A 16,410-nucleotide genomic window follows, 5' to 3' on the forward strand; every position below is an offset into this window, starting at 1 on the left:
CTTCGGCCGCAGTTTCAGGCGTTCCAGCAGCTCCAGCAATACTTCGCGCCGGCCCACTGTGGGAGCGAGCCTGCTCGCGAAGAGGCCCTTACAAGCAACACAAGACAAACAGGCAATAACCCGAGCAATCAACGCGCCGCCACTCCCCGGCGACGCGACCGCTACATAAAAACAACAGCGAGGTGAAAGCATGTCTGGCAATCGTGGTGTGGTGTATCTCGGCGCTGGCAAGGTCGAAGTACAGAAAATCGACTATCCGAAAATGCAGGACCCGCGTGGCAGGAAGATTGAACACGCTGTCATCCTGCGTGTGGTGTCCACCAACATCTGTGGTTCCGACCAGCACATGGTGCGCGGTCGTACCACCGCTCAAACCGGCCTGGTCCTGGGTCATGAAATCACCGGTGAAGTGATCGAAAAGGGCCGCGACGTCGAAAACCTGCAAATCGGCGACCTGGTGTCCGTGCCGTTCAACGTGGCTTGCGGGCGCTGCCGTTCCTGCAAGGAAATGCACACCGGCGTGTGCCTGAGCGTCAACCCGGCGCGTCCGGGCGGTGCTTATGGCTATGTCGACATGGGCGACTGGACCGGTGGCCAGGCGGAATACGCGATGGTGCCGTACGCCGACTTCAACCTGCTCAAACTGCCTGATCGCGATCGCGCGATGGCAAAAATCCGCGACCTGACCTGCCTCTCCGACATCCTGCCGACCGGTTATCACGGCGCAGTGACCGCCGGTGTCGGCCCAGGCAGCACCGTATACATCGCGGGTGCCGGCCCGGTCGGTCTGGCCGCTGCCGCTTCCGCTCGCCTGTTGGGCGCAGCGGTGGTGATCGTCGGTGACGTCAACACTGTCCGCCTGGCCCACGCCAAGGCCCAGGGCTTTGAAATCGCCGACCTGTCCCTCGACACCCCGCTGCACGAACAGATCGCCGCGCTGCTGGGTGAACCGGAAGTGGATTGCGCCATCGACGCCGTAGGCTTCGAGGCTCGCGGCCACGGTCACGACGGCGTCAAGCACGAAGCCCCGGCCACCGTACTCAACTCGCTGATGGGCGTGGTACGCGTAGCCGGCAAAATCGGCATCCCGGGCCTCTACGTGACCGAAGATCCAGGTGCCGTGGACGCCGCCGCGAAAATGGGCAGCCTGAGCATTCGCTTCGGCCTCGGCTGGGCAAAATCCCACAGCTTCCACACCGGCCAGACCCCGGTGATGAAGTACAACCGCCAACTGATGCAGGCGATCATGTGGGACCGCATCAACATCGCCGAAGTGGTGGGTGTGCAGGTGATCAGCCTGGATCAGGCGCCTGAAGGGTATGGCGAGTTTGATGCGGGCGTGCCTAAGAAGTTTGTGATTGATCCGCATAAGTTGTTTAGTGCGGCGTAAGGGGTTTATAGGAAAGAAGAGGGCGACTTTATGTCGCCCTTTTTATTTGATTGGTCAGGCAATTGACTCTAAAGCGCGAGCTGCCTGATCCCATGTTGTTAGGCCGAGTCTGACGTTTCGCATCTGATCGTTCACCATCGCGATTTGGGCCGGTGACGCCCCTGGTGGGGCATGTTGCAGAACAAGGGCTGTATCTTCGGCTATCTCGCTGTAGATTGCAGTGACGTCAGTCGTTGCTGCACGGAGCGGCCCTGGCTGGATGATGCCGGATACGCTGTTCGGACTAGCGGAGCTTGTGTTCGTTGCGATGGACATAGTTGAAGTCGATGTAGGTTGTGAAACGGTGGAACGCATTTGTGTAGGTGGTATGACTGAACTTTGAGTTGTAGGTTGTGTAAGTGATGCAGGATTGCGTTGAGTATTGCGTGTTGAAAATTGAACGAGCTCGTTTCGAGCACTTGAAGTTGGCTGCGCGGCACGTTTGAATGGATTGAATCTGTTCACAAATTTTTGAATGGACCGTGTTATTAAGCGTAGACCTGCCAAAAACGACCAATGTCCATTTGGATCGCTCCGATTCACCGGATCCGCAAGACAATACGCATATGCATTCAATCCACCCTTGCCAAACGGACTCAAGTCGTCCGGGCTGTTAAACCGCATCAACACCGGATTGAACGCCCGATAGCCGTTGCCCAACAAGTAATGCCTGGTCACCGGATCCGGACATTCACCGTTGAAGGCAAGCAGGCTGAGCAAGCCGCCTCCTGGAGCGTGATAGCCGTAAGGCGGATAGGCAAGATTGTGAGGTGTCGATGCATCGAGGACAGATAGCACTGAGCGCTGTCTGTCGGTCGCGAGCAAAGAAGTTTTCACGGCGCCACTTTGGCGGTGCTGCTGCGCTAGCAGTTGATCTCTGTGCTGCATGACCGAATGCTGCACTACGCCTTGGGTCACGGTGACCAAGCGTTCCTTCAGATAAAAACGCTGGGAGTTCGTCTGCGCCGATGGTCCGCTAGCGGTCAACCGGTTGAGTGCGTCGTAGTTGTAGAGGCGAAGTAGGGTTTGGCTATCGCTTGGCATTTGGTGAACCCGCTGAAATCCCAGTAAATTCAGGGTGCACTGTGGCTCAATTAGTCAAGCCTGCCTACTAGCAGAACTGATAGTGTTTTGATCTCCCGCACACTACGAATACCTGTACAGATCAAAAAATGACCGCAGTACCCAGGAACATGCCCACCTATACCCGGTCAAACCGGCAGCTTTTGCGCCCATCAACCGGGCGTTTTTCATGGCACAAGAGGATGTCCGAATGAAGATTTCACGCGGTTTTGCACTGGCATCGCTCATGACCCTGGTGGCCAGTCCGGTGTTTGCCCAGTTCAGCCTGAGCGATGCGGCCAATGCCATTTCCGGGATGAAAGGCAACGCGGCCACGGAGGCTGCGCCGACGACTGAGACCGCAGACCTGCTGGGCGCGCTGAGCCAATTGAACGTGACGCCACAACAGGCCGTCGGTGGTGCCGGGGCGATGCTTGGTCTGGCGAAGAATCAGTTGAGTTCGACCGACTACTCGGAGCTGGCCAAAAGCGTGCCGGGGATCGACATTCTCTCGGGTGGGGGTGAGCTGGGGGCGCTCGCCGGTTTGCTGGGTTCGACTGGCAAGGCCGCAGGGCTGGATAACGCCCTGGGCAACGTCAAGGACACCACTGACCTGAACAACGCCTTCAGCGCTTTGGGCATGGACACGGGCATGGTTGGCCTCTTTGCCCCGGTGATCCTGCAATACCTCGGTCAACAGGGCGTCGGTGGTTCGCTGCTGCAAAGCCTTGGCGGAATCTGGGGTGCCGGCACCAGTACCGGCACTGGCATCGGCAGCTGATTAGCGGCTTTCGGTGCGCAAGGCGTCGATGCGCAGGTCTTTCTCGGTCCAGAGCTGGTTGACCCAATTCTGGACCTGCTCACGAAACAGCGGATCGTTTTCGTAGTCGCCCTGCCACAGCGCCGGGTCGAGTACGCGGGTCTTGATGTCGATGATGACCCTCGTCACGTTGCCGCTGATCAAGTCCCAGAATCCCGGAATCTTTTGCTGTGGATAGACCACTGTGACGTCGAGAATCGCATCCAGTTGTTCGCCCATCGCCGCGAGCACGAAGGCCACGCCGCCGGCCTTGGGCCTGAGCAGGTGGGTGAACGGTGATTGTTGCTGGGTGCTTTTGGCGGTGGTGTAGCGGGTGCCTTCCAGGTAATTGACCACGGTGACTGGCTGACGCTTGAACAACTCGCAGGCTTGTTTGGTGATCTCCAGGTCCTTGCCGGCCAGCTCCGGGTTCTTCGCCAGAAACGCCTTGGTGTAGCGTTTCATGAACGGGTAATCCAGCGCCCACCAGGCCAGTCCCAGGAACGGCACCCAGATCAGCTCCTTCTTGAGGAAGAATTTGAAGAACGGCGTGCGCCGGTTCAGCGTCTGGATCAGCGCCGGAATATCGACCCAGGATTGATGGTTGCTGATCACCAGATACGAAGTGTCGGTGCGAAGATCGTCACCGCCACGAATGTCCCACTGGGTGGGGATGCACAGGCGGAAGATCAGTTTGTCGATCTCGGCCCAGGTCTCGGCAATCCACATCACCGCCCATGACGCGTCATCGCGAAAGCGACCGGGCAGGACCAGCTTGAGCAGGGCAAATACCATCAAGGGCCCGAACAGGACCAACGTGTTGAGCAACAGCAGCAGGGTGACGAAACAGCCGGTGAGCAGGCGGCGCATAGGCAACTCTTGAAAGCGTGTGGGCGCGCCATGATAAGCAGCTTCGGGCGGCAGGCCAAATCGGCGGATGACGAAAACTTCACCTTGGTAGCGATAAGCTTGGTCAACTTAAACTGATCCGTCAGTTGTATTGTTAATGAGTGCCTCTTCGCGAGCAGGCTCGCTCCCACAGTGGATCAGGGGGGCACAGGTTAGGGAACGACTCGAAACCCTGTGGGAGCGAGCCTGCTCGCGAAGCGATCTGAAGAACGAACGAATAGCTGGCGGGTTGTCTAAAATTCCGCTGCCCATCTTTCAAGGACAACGATCACGTGAAATCCCTCCTCGCACTGCTGTCGTTCATCGCCCTGCCGGCCCTGGCCGCCGAGCCGACCCTCTACGGGCGTTACGAATACATTGCACTGCCGGAAATCGGCGGTGAAGTGCTCAAGGCCAAAATGGACACCGGCGCTTTGACCGCGTCACTGTCGGCCAAGGACATCGAAACCTTCACCCGCGATGGCGAAGACTGGGTGCGTTTCCGCCTGGCGACCAAGGATGCGAGCAACAAGGTGTACGAACACAAGATTGCGCGAATCAGCAAGATCAAGACCCGCTCCGAAGAAGACGAGGATGAGGACGTGGCTGCGCCTACCAAGCGGCCGGTGGTTGATCTGGAGTTGTGCCTGGGTAACGTCAAGCGCACGGTTGAGGTGAACCTGACCGATCGCAGCAGTTTCAATTATCCGCTGCTGATCGGTGCGAAGGCGTTGCGCGAGTTTGGGGCGGCGGTGAATCCGGCGAGACGGTTTACGGCGGATAAGCCGGATTGTTAAAAGCCACTCATTTACGGCCTCCTGTTTCAATTGTTCTTTTTGTTTTTTTGGTAGGAAGCGCTGAACGCAATGAATCCATTGCTTGATATAACCTCATATGCGGATCTTCTGGATTCGCAGGGAAATGAGTAGTGAAAAAGGCGCCACCTGGGCCAGATTGTTTGGAACGATAGAATTTGTTGAAGTCATCGATGTCGCCTTCTGAAATGTCGTCCAGTGATTTCGTTCGGCGATTCAACAATCGGTTTCTTTTTATGTCGGAAGCATCAAGGTTTCTAACGCTTGTTGGCTGTCCCGTTGAAGCTGTCTTTGATTCTTGTGTCGTGGCTGTGGCTTGTGATTTGAGTTCGGCACTGGGCTTTTTGGAAGGCAACTGGTGCGGCGTAGAGGCACCCGCCGAGCTCGACGCATTGGGGTTGCTACTGGCACCATTTTTTGATGTGGTCTTCGGGGGCTTGGCTGCGCCTACCCTGACATTTTTACGAAGAAAAGATGTAAAGTCCTTCCACGTATGGCCCGTTGGATCTGATCGATTAACCGGATCCCCCCCACAATACGCATACGCATTCAACCCCCCCTTCCCAAACGGACTCCAACGATCCGTGCTGTTAAACCGCATCAACACCGGATTGAACTGCCGATACCCATTCCCCAAATGATAATGCCCAGTCAGCGGGTCCGACGGTTCGCCATTAAATCCAAGCAAGTTGCAACCGCCGTTTTCCCGTGGGCGATGACCATAAGGTGGGTAAGCGATGGGATGGGGTCGATTCGTGTGGAGAGCACTCAGCACTGAGCGCTGTTGATCGGTTGCCAGCAGGATTGTTTTGAATGAATGAGTAGGCATTGGTTAATCCCTGCACCAGATTCCAAGTAAGGGGTATCAGACTCAGTCCTTTTTCGGCCTTTGCCTACTATCGCAACTGCTAGGTCCTACAGACTACACCGCTGATTTACCCTTGCCGATTGACGCCGATTCCCCCTTGGTTCACCGTTCGCCCACTCACCTGCCGGGCTCGGACGCCATGCCTCATATCCTGATTGTCGAAGACGAAGCGGCGATTGCCGACACCCTGATTTTTGCCCTGCAAGGCGAGGGGTTCACCACCACCTGGCTGAGCCTTGGCGCGGCCGCGCTGGATTATCAGCACCAGACGCCGGCGGATCTGATCATCCTCGACATCGGCTTGCCGGACATCAGCGGTTTCGAAACCTGCAAGCAACTGCGGCGTTTCAGTGATGTGCCGGTGATGTTTCTCAGTGCCCGCGATGGCGAAATCGATCGTGTGGTGGGTCTGGAGATCGGTGCCGACGATTACGTGGTCAAGCCGTTCAGCCCCCGGGAAGTGGCGGCGCGGGTCCGGGCGATTCTCAAACGCATGGCCCCGCGTGCGATAGAAGAGCCGGCATCGAGGCTGTTTCGCATCGACAGCGAGCGGGTGCAGATCAGCTATCGCGGTCAGCTGCTGACCCTCACCCGTCATGAATTCCGCCTGCTGCAATGCCTGCTGGAGCAGCCCGAACGCGTGTTCAGTCGCGAGCAATTGCTTGATGCGCTGGGCGTGGCCGCCGATGCCGGTTACGAGCGCAGCATCGACAGCCACATCAAAAGCGTGCGTGCCAAACTGCGGCAGGTGAAGGCCGATGCCGAGCCGATCCAGACCCATCGCGGCCTCGGCTACAGCTACAGCCCGGGGCACAGCTGATGCCGTTGGGGATGCGGATTTTCCTGGTCTATGTGTTGTTCATCGGCCTGACCGGCTACTTCGTGCTCAACACCGTGATGGAAGAAATCCGCCCCGGGGTGCGCCAGTCCACCGAAGAGACCCTGGTCGATACCGCCAACCTGATGGCCGAGATCCTGCGCGACGATTTCAAGGCCGGCACCCTTAATCAGAACCGCTGGCCGGAACTGCTCAAGGCCTACGGTGAGCGGCAGCCGAAGGCGACTATCTGGGGTTTGTCGAAGAACCAAGTCAACCATCGCATCTACGTCACCGACGCCAAGGGCATCGTGGTGCTCGATTCCAGCGGCGCGGCGGTCGGCCAGGATTACTCGCGCTGGAACGATGTGTACCTGACCCTGCGTGGTGAGTACGGCGCTCGCTCCAGCCGTAGCGACCCTGACGATGCCAGCTCATCGGTGATGCATGTCGGCGCACCGATTCGCGATAACGGGCGGATCATCGGCGTGGTCACGGTGGCCAAACCCAACAGCTCGTTGCAGCCCTATGTGGATCGTACCGAGCGCCGATTGCTGGCTTATGGCGCCGGGTTGATCGGCCTCGGTCTACTGTTCGGTGCGCTGCTGTCCTGGTGGCTGAGCCGGGCGCTGCGGCGGTTGACCGAGTATGCCCAAGCGGTGAGCGAAGGCCGCCGGGTCGAGGTACCGCATTATCGTGGTGGCGAACTGGAGCAACTGGCGATGGCGGTGGAACAGATGCGCACTCAGCTCGAAGGCAAGGCCTATGTCGAGCGTTATGTGCACACGCTGACCCATGAATTGAAGAGTCCGCTGGCGGCGATTCGCGGCGCGGCAGAGTTGCTGCAAGGCGAGATGCCGTTGGATCAACGGCAGCGTTTTGTCGGCAACATCGACAACGAAAGCGCGCGGATGCAGCAGTTGATCGAGCGGTTGTTGAACCTGGCGCAGGTTGAACAGCGGCAAGGGCTGGAGGAACGCGTGGAAGTGCCTTTGGCGGCGTTGGTGGATGATTTGCTGAACGCTCAGGCGGCGCGTATCGAAGCCAAGGCACTGCGTGTGGAGCAAGGGATTCCATCGGCCGTAACGTTGATCGGCGAACCGTTTCTGTTGCGCCAGGCGCTGGGCAATCTGCTGGAGAATGCGCTGGATTTCACCCCGGCCAAGGGTGTGCTGCGGTTCAGCGCCGAACGGATGGGCGAGCAGGTCGAGTTCACGCTGTTCAATCAGGCCCAGGCGATTCCCGACTATGCATTGCCGCGATTGACCGAGCGTTTCTACTCACTGCCCCGGCCGGACAGTGGGCGCAAAAGCACCGGGCTCGGGCTTAACTTTGTCGAGGAAGTGGTCAAGTTGCATGGTGGGGAGATGAGCATCGGCAATGTCGATGGCGGGGTAGAAGTCAGATTGCGCCTGGCTTAGGACCGAGTCGCGGCCATTCGCGAGCAGGCTCGCTCCCACAGTTGATCTGTGGTGTGCAGTGACTTTGTATCCACAGGAGATCCATTGTGGGAGCGAGCCTGCTCGCGAAGGGGCCATGTCAGTCTCCACACAATCTCCATATTCCCCCCATAAAGCCCCCACACAGCCATCCCAGACTCTCCCCATCCAAAACAGGGAGAGTCCCATGAACCGCAGCCTGACCCTAAAACTCGGGGCCATCGCCCTACTGATTCTGTTATTGCTGATCCCGCTGTTGATGATCAACGACGTGATCCAGGACCGCCAGCAACTGCGCGATGGCGTGCTCGAAGACATCGCCCGCAGCTCCAGCTACAGCCAGCAATTGAGCGGGCCGTTGATGGTGGTGCCTTACCGCAAAGTGGTGCGCACCTGGAAGCTCAACGAAAAAACCAACCAGCGCTATCAGGACGTTGGCGAGGAGCGCGGCCGGTTGTATTTCCTGCCGGAGCGCTTTGAACTTGACGGCCAGGTCCAGACCGAACTGCGTTCCCGGGGGATTTATCAGGCGCGGCTGTTCCATGCCGACAACCGCATCAGCGGGCATTTTTCCCTGCCGGCGCAACTGGGCATCAAGGAAGATTTCGCCGACTATCAATTCGACCAGCCGTTTCTGGCGGTCGGCATCAGCGACATTCGCGGCATCGAAAACGCCTTGAAACTCGAACTGAACGACCAGAAACTGGACTTCGTTCCGGGCAGTCAGGTCGGCTGGCTGGGCGAGGGTGTCCATGTGACGCTGCCGGCCCTGGAGGCGAAACAGGCCACCGAACTGGCTTTCGCTTTCGACCTGAAGCTGCAGGGCACTGGCCAGTTGCAGATCCTGCCGGTGGGTAAGACCAGCAACGTCTCGCTGACCGCCAACTGGCCGCATCCGAGCTTCATCGGCAACTACCTGCCGGCCCAGCGTGAAATCACCGATCAAGGCTTCACCGCCAACTGGCAGACCTCGTTTTTCTCCACCAACCTGCAAGAAGCCTTGAACGGTTGCGTCGCCCGCAGCAGTTGCGAGGCGTTTCATGGCCGCAGCTTTGGCGTGAGCTTCATTGACCCCGTAGACCAGTACCTGAAAAGCGATCGCGCCATCAAATATGCGCTGCTGTTCATCGTCCTGACCTTCGCCGGTTTCTTCCTGTTCGAAGTGCTGAAAAGCCTCGCGGTGCACCCAGTGCAATACGCGCTGGTGGGTGTGGCGCTGGCGTTCTTCTATCTGTTGTTGCTGTCGTTGTCCGAACACATCGGTTTTGCCTTGGCGTATTTGCTGTCGGCTAGCGCTTGTGTGTTGTTGATCGGGTTCTACGTCTGCCACGTGCTGCGTAGCGTGCGCCATGGCTTGAGTTTTTCGGCGGGGTTGGCGGCGTTGTACGGGCTGCTTTATGGCTTGTTAAGTGCCGAGGATTACGCGTTGTTGATGGGGTCGTTGTTGCTGTTCGGGTTGTTGGGTGTGTTCATGGTGCTGACGCGCAAGCTGGATTGGTATGGCGTCGGGCAAAAAGCGGCCAAGCCGTTGCTGTTTGATATTGGAGCGGTGGAGTGAGCCGGTCGGTGGGGTTGCGGGAGGATCAACGGGAAGGGGGGGTGTTGGCGACGCTGATTTTGCAGTGGCTACCAGATAAACCGCGCTGGTGCTTTCGCGAGCAGGCTCGCTCCCATAAGGGATCTTCAGTGAATGCAGATCAAAATGTGGGAGCGGGCTTGCCCGCGAAGAGGCCGGAACAGCCGGTGAAGAATTAGGGCTTGGGCATCGTCGCCAACATCGAAGGCCGCTGGCTCACCTCGAAATACCACGCCGCCAACTGTGGATTCGCCGTGCGCCAGTCCAGGTCGGGATGGCGCAGGTCCAGGTACCCCAACGCGCAGGCCACACTGATCGCCGCCACGTCGAAGTGGCTGGTCAGTTCGGCAATCGCGTCTTTTTCCAGCAGTGCTACCGCGCGGCGGATTTTGTCGCGTTGGCCGTCGAGCCAGGCGTCCCAGTGTTTTTCCGGGGCGCGCAGGGCGACTTCGTAGCGCACCAGTACTGCCGCGTCCATTATCCCGTCGGCCATCGAGGCCAGGGTCAGGCGCCGCCAGCGGGCGGAGCCTTCGCGGGGAATCAGCGGATTGCCGACGTGCTGGTGGTCGAGGTAGTCGAGGATCACGCGGCTGTCGTGGATGACGCTGCCGTCAGCCAGGCGCAGGGCGGGGATCTTGCTCAGGGGGTTGTCATCGATCAGTGCCTTGTCCGGGTCGACGGGCGTGAGCACACAGTTTTGCAGGGCCACGCGGTTCTGTTGACCGGTTTCGTGCAGCAGCACCATGACTTTGCGAACGAAGGGGGAGAGCGGGTTGTGGTACAGGGTCATGCTCGGGGCGGACATGGCAGCGTCTCGGTCGGTGGCGGTGAGTCGAGGCAGCATAGCGCGTTGAGGGGATGGCTCAATATCACCCAGACACACTGATCCCCTGTGGGAGCGAGCCTGCTCGCGAAAAGGGCGTGTCAGTCTCCATCAATGCTGGATGACACACCGCATTCGCGAGCAGGCTCGCTCCCACAGGGTTGTCGGTGTTCAGCGGCGTTGCAGGAGGCCGCGCAAGGCGAGGACGGCGGGTATGCCCAAGCCGAGCCAACTCAAGGCATCCCACACCCCATCGCCGAGCAAGGCGGCGAACAACCCCGCCGCGCTGAACAGGGCGATGACGGTGGGGGTGGCGAAGACCTTCCAGAAGTTTGACTGCCGGGGTTTCATACCACGTTCTCCGCGTTTTCCAGCACGGGTTTTGCCGCCTTGCGCCGCACGACCCACAGGTAAACCCCACTGCCGAGCACAATGATGGTCAGCACATCCAGGGTCGCCCAGAGGATTTGCATCGGCATGCCGCCGTAGTCACCGAAATGCAGTGGCTGCGACATGCCCATGGCGTCCATGTACCACGGACGTTCGGCCACAGCGGTGACTTGCAGGGTGCTGGCGTCGATCAACACGGGCGTCAGCAGGTGCGAGGTCAGGTGCGTGCTGCCTTTCATGAACACCGCGTAATGGTGCTCGCTGGAAAAGCGTGTGCCGGGGAAGGCAATGAAGTCAGGCTGCATGCCCGGTGCAACCTCCTTGGCGATATCGAGCAAGCGCGTGGCCGGCGCCAGTTGCGTGAGCGGCGGTGCATCGCGGTACGGCGCGACCATCGCGCTGAGGCTGTCATTGCGCCATGCGGCGATGAGCAGGTCGGCGCAGGCACTGATGACGCCGGTCACGCCGACCACTAAAGCCCAGGTCAAGGTCACGACGCCGATCAGGTTATGCAGATCGAGCCAGCGCAGGCGGGTGGATTTGTCCTGGCGCACAGTGGCGAATTTCAAGCGGCGCATGAACGGCAGGTACAGCACGGTGCCGGACACGATCGCGATCACGAACAGCAGGCCCATGAAAGCCAGCAACAGCTTGCCCGGCAGCCCCGCGAACATGTCCACGTGCAGGCGCAGCATGAGCATCATGAAGCCGCCATTGGCCGACGGCATCTCCAGCGCTTCACCGGTGCGGGCGTCGAGCATGAAGGTGTGGGACGAGTTCGGTTCGGTGCCGGCGGAGGGCGCCATGATCGCGATCGCGGCGTTCGGCTCGTCTTCGTCGAAACCGAAATACTGCATGACTTCGCCCGGGCGATGCTTTTCAGCTGCCAGCACAAGCTGCTGCAAATTCAGCTGCGGGGTGTCCGCCGGCATTTGCTTCAACTCGGCGGCATCGCCCAGCAAGTGGTCGATCTCGTGGTGGAAGATCAGCGGCAGGCCGGTCAGTGCCAGCAACAGCAAAAACACGGTGCAGATCAGGCTGGTCCAGGTGTGGACGAAGGACCAGCGGCGAATTGTTTTACTTTTCATTTCATGACCTTCAGAAATACCAAAGCCGTCCTTGCTGGACGGCCTGGGTACTGGGCGTGTCAGATCAAGCCGTTACCACTTGTAGGTGGCACTGGCCACGACACTGCGTTGGTCGCCGTAGTAGCAATAGAAACCGTCGCAGGTGGAGATGTAATCCTTGTCGAACAGGTTGGTTGCGTTCACAGCCAGCGAGGCACCTTTGAGGCTGTTATCCAGGCGCCCCAGGTCGTAATGGACCGCCGCATCGAACACGGTGTAGGCGTCAGCCTTGCCCAGCCAGGTATTGCCCTGGTCGCCGTAGGTGTTGCCGGTGTAACGCGCGCCGGCGCCGATGCCGAAGCCGTCCAGCACGCCGTTGTGCCAGGTGTAGTCGGCCCACAGCGAAGCCTGTTGGTTAGGCATCAATTGCAGGCGATTGCCTTTGAAATCGCCTTTTTGCACTTCGGACTTGGCCAGGGTGTAAGCCGCGATGACCTTGAGGTTCTCGGTCACGTCGGACACTGCTTCCAGCTCCAGGCCTTTGACTTTCACTTCACCGGTCTGGCTGGTGATCGAGACGTTATCCGAGTTGGTGGTGGTGACGGAGACGTTTTTCTGGGTCAGGTCATACACCGCGGCGCTCAGCAACGTGTTGCTGCCCGGTGGCTGGTACTTGATGCCCAGCTCCCATTGCTCGCCTTCGGTCGGCTTGAACGAATCGGTCGGCGAGGCCGTGGCGTTGCTGGTCGGCTGGAACGATTCGGCATACGACAGGTACGGGACGAAGCCGTTATCGAACACGTAGCTGATCGCTGCGTTGCCGCTGAAGTTGGTGTCGCGCTCGGTGTTGGTGGCATCGCCCTTGTTGAAGAACTTGGTGCCGGTGTGAACCCAGTCCTCGCGACCACCCAGGGTCAGGCGCCAACGGTCGAGGGCCATCTGGTCCTGAATGTACAGGCCGGTCTGGTAGGTCTTCTGATCGTAGTCATAGAACGCCGACGAGCGCGGTGGCCGAACGATGGGTTGACCATAAATCGGGTTGTTGACGTTGGTGGGCGGAGCGCTGCCGAAAATCGACGTGTAGTTGGTGTTGCTGCGCTGATGATCGAGACCGATCAGCAGAGTGTGACGAATTTCGCCCGTATCGAAGTCGGCCTGGAAGTTGTTGTCCACGGCGAACTGGCTGATGTCTTCGTCGACGCTGGTGGTCGAACGACCTACGTTGCCTTCGTCGTCGACCATGGTGAACGGGTACGCGCCGACGGTGATGCCCTGGAAGGACAGGTCGGACTTGGTATAGCGCAGGTTCTGGCGGAACTGCCAGACATCGTTGAGGCGATGCTCGAAGGCGTAGCCCAGCGCGTAGTAGGTGCGGTCGTAGTATTCCCAGTCCGGGTCGCCCAGGTTCTTGTGGTGGGAAACATCGCCGAACGGCATGTTGATCTTGGTGCCCTGGATCGGCAGGAACTGGCTGGTGATACCGGTATCGTCACGGGTGAATTGCGTGAGCAAGGTGAACTTGGTGTCTTCGTCGATGTTCCAGGTCACGCTCGGCGCAATGTTGTAGCGCTTGTTGTCGACGTGGTCGATCTGGGTGCCACTGTCGCGCACCACGCCGCTGAGGCTGTAGAGGAATTGACCTTCATCGTCGATCTTGCCGGTGCTGGCGAAGTTGATCTGGCGATGATTGTCGCTGCCGTATTGCAGCTGGATTTCGTTGCTCGATTCAGCGCTGGGACGACGGCTGACCATGTCCAGCAGACCGCCCGGCGGGGTCTGGCCGTAGATCGACGAGGCCGGGCCACGCAGCAGGGCGAGGCGGTCGAGGTTCCAGGTTTCCTGTTTCGGGTTGGCGTACACACCTTTTGGCAGTGGCAGACCATCGAGGAACTGGGTCGGTTCGAAGCCGCGCACACGTATCCAGTCTGCACGGGTGTCGCTGCCATAGCTGCTGGCGGTGATGCCGGGCATGTAGCGCACGGCGTCGTCGAGGCTGTGTACGTTGCGGTCGTCCATTTGCTCGCGGGTGGCAATCGAGATCGAACGGGGGACTTCGACCAGTGCGGTGTCGGTCTTGGTGCCGGCGGCGGTGCGCTTGGCGACATACCCTTCAACCGGGCCCCAGGCGCTTTCGGTGTTTTCCACGCCGATCACGCTGGTGGCCGGCAGGGCCATCGCGCCTTCGGGCACGGCCACCAGGGTGTAGGTGCCGCCGCTCTGTTCCAGCTGCAGGCCGGTACCGCGCAAGGCTTCTTGCAGGGCACCGGCGGCATCGAACTGGCCTTTGACCGGGGCGGACGTCTTGCCCGCGGCCAGCGATGGATTCAACGACAGTGCCAGACCGGCCTGGCTGGCGATCTGGTTTAGGGTGCTGGCCAATGGCGCGGCGGGCAAGTTGTAGGTGCGAATGCTGGATGCCTGTTCAGCGGCGATCAGTTGGCTGCTGGCCAAAGGGGTGCAAAGGGCAATGGCAACCGCCAGCAAACTGGGGCGCAACAAGGTGTCTAGCGAACGGGACATACAGCGGCTCCTGAAAGTGAATACTTCTCAATTGCCTACGTGCCGAACGAAAATCAAAAAGTGATAGGGCTGGATGAAAATAATTTCGATTCATCAATCTGTGGTGAGGCTGATGGCGCTATCGCGGGCAAGCCACGCTCCCACAGGATTTGTATCGAGCGTTAATTCTGTGCACGACACAAAGCCCTGTGGGAGCGTGGCTTGCCCGCGATTGCGCCGGTCCAGACACCATAAAATCAGGGCTTGACCTCAGTCTTCGCCGCCACCGTCACCCACCACGGCGTACGCTGTTCGATCTGCACTGGCAATGTCGGCAGCAGGGCGTTCAGGGCCAGGTCGGTGTCTTTGAGCGGGAAGCTGCCGGTGATCCGCAGGTCGGCCACTTCCGGGGCCACTCCCAAATGTCCCTGGCGATAGCGACCGAGTTCGTGCACCAGGTCTTCCAGGCGTGCGTTGTCCACCACCAGCATGCCGCGGGTCCAGGCATCGGCGCCCTGGTTGAGCGCGGCAACCGGTCCCAGGCCGTCGTTGCGGATCAGCACTTGCTGGCCTTCGCGCAGGATCTGCTCGTCAGGGCTCGCTTGCGGATGGGCAGCCACCGCGGACTGCAACACGCTCAGGCGCGTGCCTTGTTCTTCGCGCTTGACCAGGAACCGCGTACCCAGCGCGCGCATGCTGCCTTCACGGGTTTCGACGATGAACGGCCGGGTGTCGCCGTGACCGGTCTCGACGAGGATTTCCCCTTCCTGCAGGATGATCAGCCGTTGCTTCTCATCGAAGCGCACGTCCACGGCACTGTGGGTATTGAGGTTGATCAGCGTGCCGTCGGTCAGGCGAAGGGTGCGTTGCTCGCCGGTGGCGGTGCGTTGGTCGGCCAGCCAATAGTCGACCGGCAGGTAACGCTCACCGGCAAACAACACCAGGCCTATCACCGCGACGACACTGGCCAGACCGCTGCCGAGCCTGCGCACCCGTCGGCGAATGCCTGCGCGCGATTGCAGCAGGGCGGTGCGGGCCGGGCCGCTGGCGACGCTGAAGCGTTGATCGAGCATGCCCAACTGACGCCAGGCCCGCGCATGCTCCTCGTGGGCGGCATGCCATTTGGCGAATTCTTCGCGCTCCACCGGGTTGGCCGAATCCAGCGACAATTGCCAGGCGATCGCCGCGTCCAGGACCTGCGCCGATACCGGTTTGGAACTGACCGGGTTCATGTCGGCTCCCCGTACAACGCGATGTAGCACTGACGGATGCCCTGGGCCAGGTACTGGCGCACGCGGGGCACCGACACACCGAGGCGCTCGGCGATTTCCGCGTGGCCCAGGCCGTCGAGACGGTTGTAGAGAAAAGCCGCTCGGGCCTTGCTCGACAGCTTGCCGAGCAGGCGATCGATGTTTTTCAGGTCTTCGAGGATCATTTGCTGCTCTTCCACCGACGGTTGCTCGGCTTCGGGAATCAGCATCAATTCGGTGAGGTAGGCCTGTTCCAGCGCGGCGCGGCGGAAATAATCAAACAGCAGGCCCTTGGCAATCGCCACCAGAAACGCCCGGGGTTCGCGGGGTTCCTTCAACGCTTCACGGCCCAGCAAGCGCACGAAGGTGTCCTGGCTCAGGTCTTCGGCCCGTTGCGGGCAGGCGACATTGCGACGAAGCCAGGCCAATAGCCAACCGCGATGGTCGCGATATAGCGCACCGACGAGCTCACTTTGAGGGCTTGGGACTGACGACACGCAGCATCACCGATTGGGAAGTGTTAACTAACGAGAATTGTTCGCGATTGTGTCAGAGGCGGGGGAGGTAAAGCAATTGGCGTTGGTCGGGTGTTTTTTGAGGGGGGGGGCAGTTGGACCGCGTTATCGTTCTTCGCGGGCAAGCCACGCTCCCACAGGTTTCGAGTCGTTCACAAAATCAGCGCACAACA

General features: G+C 59.8%; 16 protein-coding genes. 6 read left to right on the forward strand and 10 right to left on the reverse strand.

The genetic code is table 11. From position 1 onward, the window contains the following. Positions 1-192 (reverse strand): hypothetical protein (locus ACW9HW_RS23245; RefSeq protein WP_457401865.1); only part of this gene is annotated, 192 nt, incomplete at its 3' end. Between ACW9HW_RS23245 and fdhA the strand changes: the two genes are divergently transcribed. Continuing rightward, positions 191-1,390: a formaldehyde dehydrogenase, glutathione-independent gene (gene fdhA / locus ACW9HW_RS23250; RefSeq protein WP_008057129.1), complete on the forward strand. Its 1,200-nt coding sequence runs from the start codon at positions 191-193 to the stop codon at positions 1,388-1,390. The two genes, ACW9HW_RS23245 and fdhA, sit on opposite strands and share 2 nt — an antisense overlap. Before the next feature lie 54 nt (positions 1,391-1,444). Here the strand turns inward: fdhA and ACW9HW_RS23255 are convergent, their stop codons facing one another. Then, the gene (locus ACW9HW_RS23255; protein WP_457401866.1) at positions 1,445-2,473 is read right to left on the reverse strand and encodes an RHS repeat-associated core domain-containing protein; all 1,029 of its coding nucleotides are present in this window, start codon (positions 2,471-2,473) and stop codon (positions 1,445-1,447) included. Positions 2,474-2,702: 229 nt separating this feature from the next. Here ACW9HW_RS23255 and ACW9HW_RS23260 point away from each other — a divergent pair, with 229 nt between their 5' ends. Beyond that, on the forward strand, positions 2,703-3,272 hold the full coding sequence (locus ACW9HW_RS23260) for a DUF2780 domain-containing protein (protein ID WP_457401867.1): 570 nt from the start codon (positions 2,703-2,705) through the stop codon (positions 3,270-3,272). Here the strand turns inward: ACW9HW_RS23260 and ACW9HW_RS23265 are convergent, their stop codons facing one another. After that, positions 3,273-4,160, reverse strand: coding sequence for an acyltransferase (locus ACW9HW_RS23265; RefSeq protein WP_457401868.1), 888 nt, complete (start codon positions 4,158-4,160; stop codon positions 3,273-3,275). 311 nt (positions 4,161-4,471) lie between these two features. Here ACW9HW_RS23265 and rloA2 point away from each other — a divergent pair, with 311 nt between their 5' ends. Further along, positions 4,472-4,975 carry a retropepsin-like aspartic peptidase RloA2 gene (gene rloA2, locus ACW9HW_RS23270; protein ID WP_095195925.1) on the forward strand — a complete coding sequence of 168 codons (504 nt, stop codon included), beginning with the start codon at positions 4,472-4,474 and terminating at the stop codon, positions 4,973-4,975. 7 nt (positions 4,976-4,982) lie between these two features. Here rloA2 and ACW9HW_RS23275 read toward each other — a convergent pair whose 3' ends face one another. Continuing rightward, positions 4,983-5,822, reverse strand: a complete 840-nt coding sequence (locus ACW9HW_RS23275) for an RHS repeat-associated core domain-containing protein (protein ID WP_457401869.1) — start codon at positions 5,820-5,822, stop codon at positions 4,983-4,985. Between the two features lie 178 nt (positions 5,823-6,000). Here ACW9HW_RS23275 and creB point away from each other — a divergent pair, with 178 nt between their 5' ends. The 3 genes from creB to creD all read left to right on the forward strand — a co-directional run bounded on the left by creB (position 6,001) and on the right by creD (position 9,675). Continuing rightward, positions 6,001-6,681 (forward strand): two-component system response regulator CreB, encoded by a 681-nt coding sequence (gene creB / locus ACW9HW_RS23280; RefSeq protein WP_457401871.1) that lies wholly within the window; start codon positions 6,001-6,003, stop codon positions 6,679-6,681. Further along, positions 6,681-8,099: a two-component system sensor histidine kinase CreC gene (creC, locus tag ACW9HW_RS23285; RefSeq protein ID WP_457401872.1), complete on the forward strand. Its 1,419-nt coding sequence runs from the start codon at positions 6,681-6,683 to the stop codon at positions 8,097-8,099. Before creB ends, creC begins: the two co-directional genes overlap by 1 nt. Before the next feature lie 205 nt (positions 8,100-8,304). Next, complete coding sequence (gene creD, locus ACW9HW_RS23290; protein ID WP_457401873.1) at positions 8,305-9,675, forward strand: cell envelope integrity protein CreD; 1,371 nt, start codon at positions 8,305-8,307, stop codon at positions 9,673-9,675. A 193-nt stretch (positions 9,676-9,868) separates the two neighbouring features. On the opposite strand, the gene ACW9HW_RS23295 is transcribed toward creD, so the two are convergent. The 6 genes from ACW9HW_RS23295 to ACW9HW_RS23320 form a co-directional block, all read right to left on the reverse strand. Then, positions 9,869-10,498, reverse strand: a complete 630-nt coding sequence (locus ACW9HW_RS23295) for a glutathione S-transferase (RefSeq protein WP_457401874.1) — start codon at positions 10,496-10,498, stop codon at positions 9,869-9,871. 189 nt (positions 10,499-10,687) lie between these two features. Next, complete coding sequence (locus tag ACW9HW_RS23300; RefSeq protein WP_457401875.1) at positions 10,688-10,867, reverse strand: hypothetical protein; 180 nt, start codon at positions 10,865-10,867, stop codon at positions 10,688-10,690. Next, a complete protein-coding gene (locus ACW9HW_RS23305) occupies positions 10,864-11,994 on the reverse strand; it encodes a PepSY-associated TM helix domain-containing protein (protein ID WP_457401876.1) in 1,131 nt (376 codons plus the stop codon). Before ACW9HW_RS23305 ends, ACW9HW_RS23300 begins: the two co-directional genes overlap by 4 nt. 72 nt (positions 11,995-12,066) lie before the next feature. Next, positions 12,067-14,493 (reverse strand): TonB-dependent siderophore receptor, encoded by a 2,427-nt coding sequence (locus ACW9HW_RS23310; RefSeq protein WP_457401877.1) that lies wholly within the window; start codon positions 14,491-14,493, stop codon positions 12,067-12,069. 236 nt (positions 14,494-14,729) lie between these two features. Further along, on the reverse strand, positions 14,730-15,704 hold the full coding sequence (locus ACW9HW_RS23315; RefSeq protein ID WP_457401878.1) for a FecR domain-containing protein: 975 nt from the start codon (positions 15,702-15,704) through the stop codon (positions 14,730-14,732). Further along, positions 15,701-16,219, reverse strand: coding sequence for an RNA polymerase sigma factor (locus ACW9HW_RS23320; RefSeq protein ID WP_095195915.1), 519 nt, complete (start codon positions 16,217-16,219; stop codon positions 15,701-15,703). The genes ACW9HW_RS23315 and ACW9HW_RS23320 overlap by 4 nt, the downstream gene beginning before the upstream one ends. Positions 16,220-16,410 lie beyond the last annotated feature (191 nt).

The organism is Pseudomonas sp. SDO5532_S415, from assembly GCF_054071155.1.

What these genes read in the sequence shown, in the direction of transcription:
- ACW9HW_RS23260 (WP_457401867.1), top strand. Translation starts at nt 2,703, where the DNA reads ATGAAGATTTCACGCGGTTTTGCACTGGCATCGCTCATGACCCTGGTG.
- creB (WP_457401871.1), top strand. Translation starts at nt 6,001, where the DNA reads ATGCCTCATATCCTGATTGTCGAAGACGAAGCGGCGATTGCCGACACC.
- ACW9HW_RS23265 (WP_457401868.1), bottom strand. Translation starts at nt 4,160, where the DNA reads ATGCGCCGCCTGCTCACCGGCTGTTTCGTCACCCTGCTGCTGTTGCTC.
- creC (WP_457401872.1), top strand. Translation starts at nt 6,681, where the DNA reads ATGCCGTTGGGGATGCGGATTTTCCTGGTCTATGTGTTGTTCATCGGC.
- ACW9HW_RS23295 (WP_457401874.1), bottom strand. Translation starts at nt 10,498, where the DNA reads ATGTCCGCCCCGAGCATGACCCTGTACCACAACCCGCTCTCCCCCTTC.
- ACW9HW_RS23310 (WP_457401877.1), bottom strand. Translation starts at nt 14,493, where the DNA reads ATGTCCCGTTCGCTAGACACCTTGTTGCGCCCCAGTTTGCTGGCGGTT.
- ACW9HW_RS23315 (WP_457401878.1), bottom strand. Translation starts at nt 15,704, where the DNA reads ATGAACCCGGTCAGTTCCAAACCGGTATCGGCGCAGGTCCTGGACGCG.
- creD (WP_457401873.1), top strand. Translation starts at nt 8,305, where the DNA reads ATGAACCGCAGCCTGACCCTAAAACTCGGGGCCATCGCCCTACTGATT.
- ACW9HW_RS23305 (WP_457401876.1), bottom strand. Translation starts at nt 11,994, where the DNA reads ATGAAAAGTAAAACAATTCGCCGCTGGTCCTTCGTCCACACCTGGACC.
- ACW9HW_RS23300 (WP_457401875.1), bottom strand. Translation starts at nt 10,867, where the DNA reads ATGAAACCCCGGCAGTCAAACTTCTGGAAGGTCTTCGCCACCCCCACC.
- fdhA (WP_008057129.1), top strand. Translation starts at nt 191, where the DNA reads ATGTCTGGCAATCGTGGTGTGGTGTATCTCGGCGCTGGCAAGGTCGAA.
- ACW9HW_RS23255 (WP_457401866.1), bottom strand. Translation starts at nt 2,473, where the DNA reads ATGCCAAGCGATAGCCAAACCCTACTTCGCCTCTACAACTACGACGCA.
- ACW9HW_RS23275 (WP_457401869.1), bottom strand. Translation starts at nt 5,822, where the DNA reads ATGCCTACTCATTCATTCAAAACAATCCTGCTGGCAACCGATCAACAG.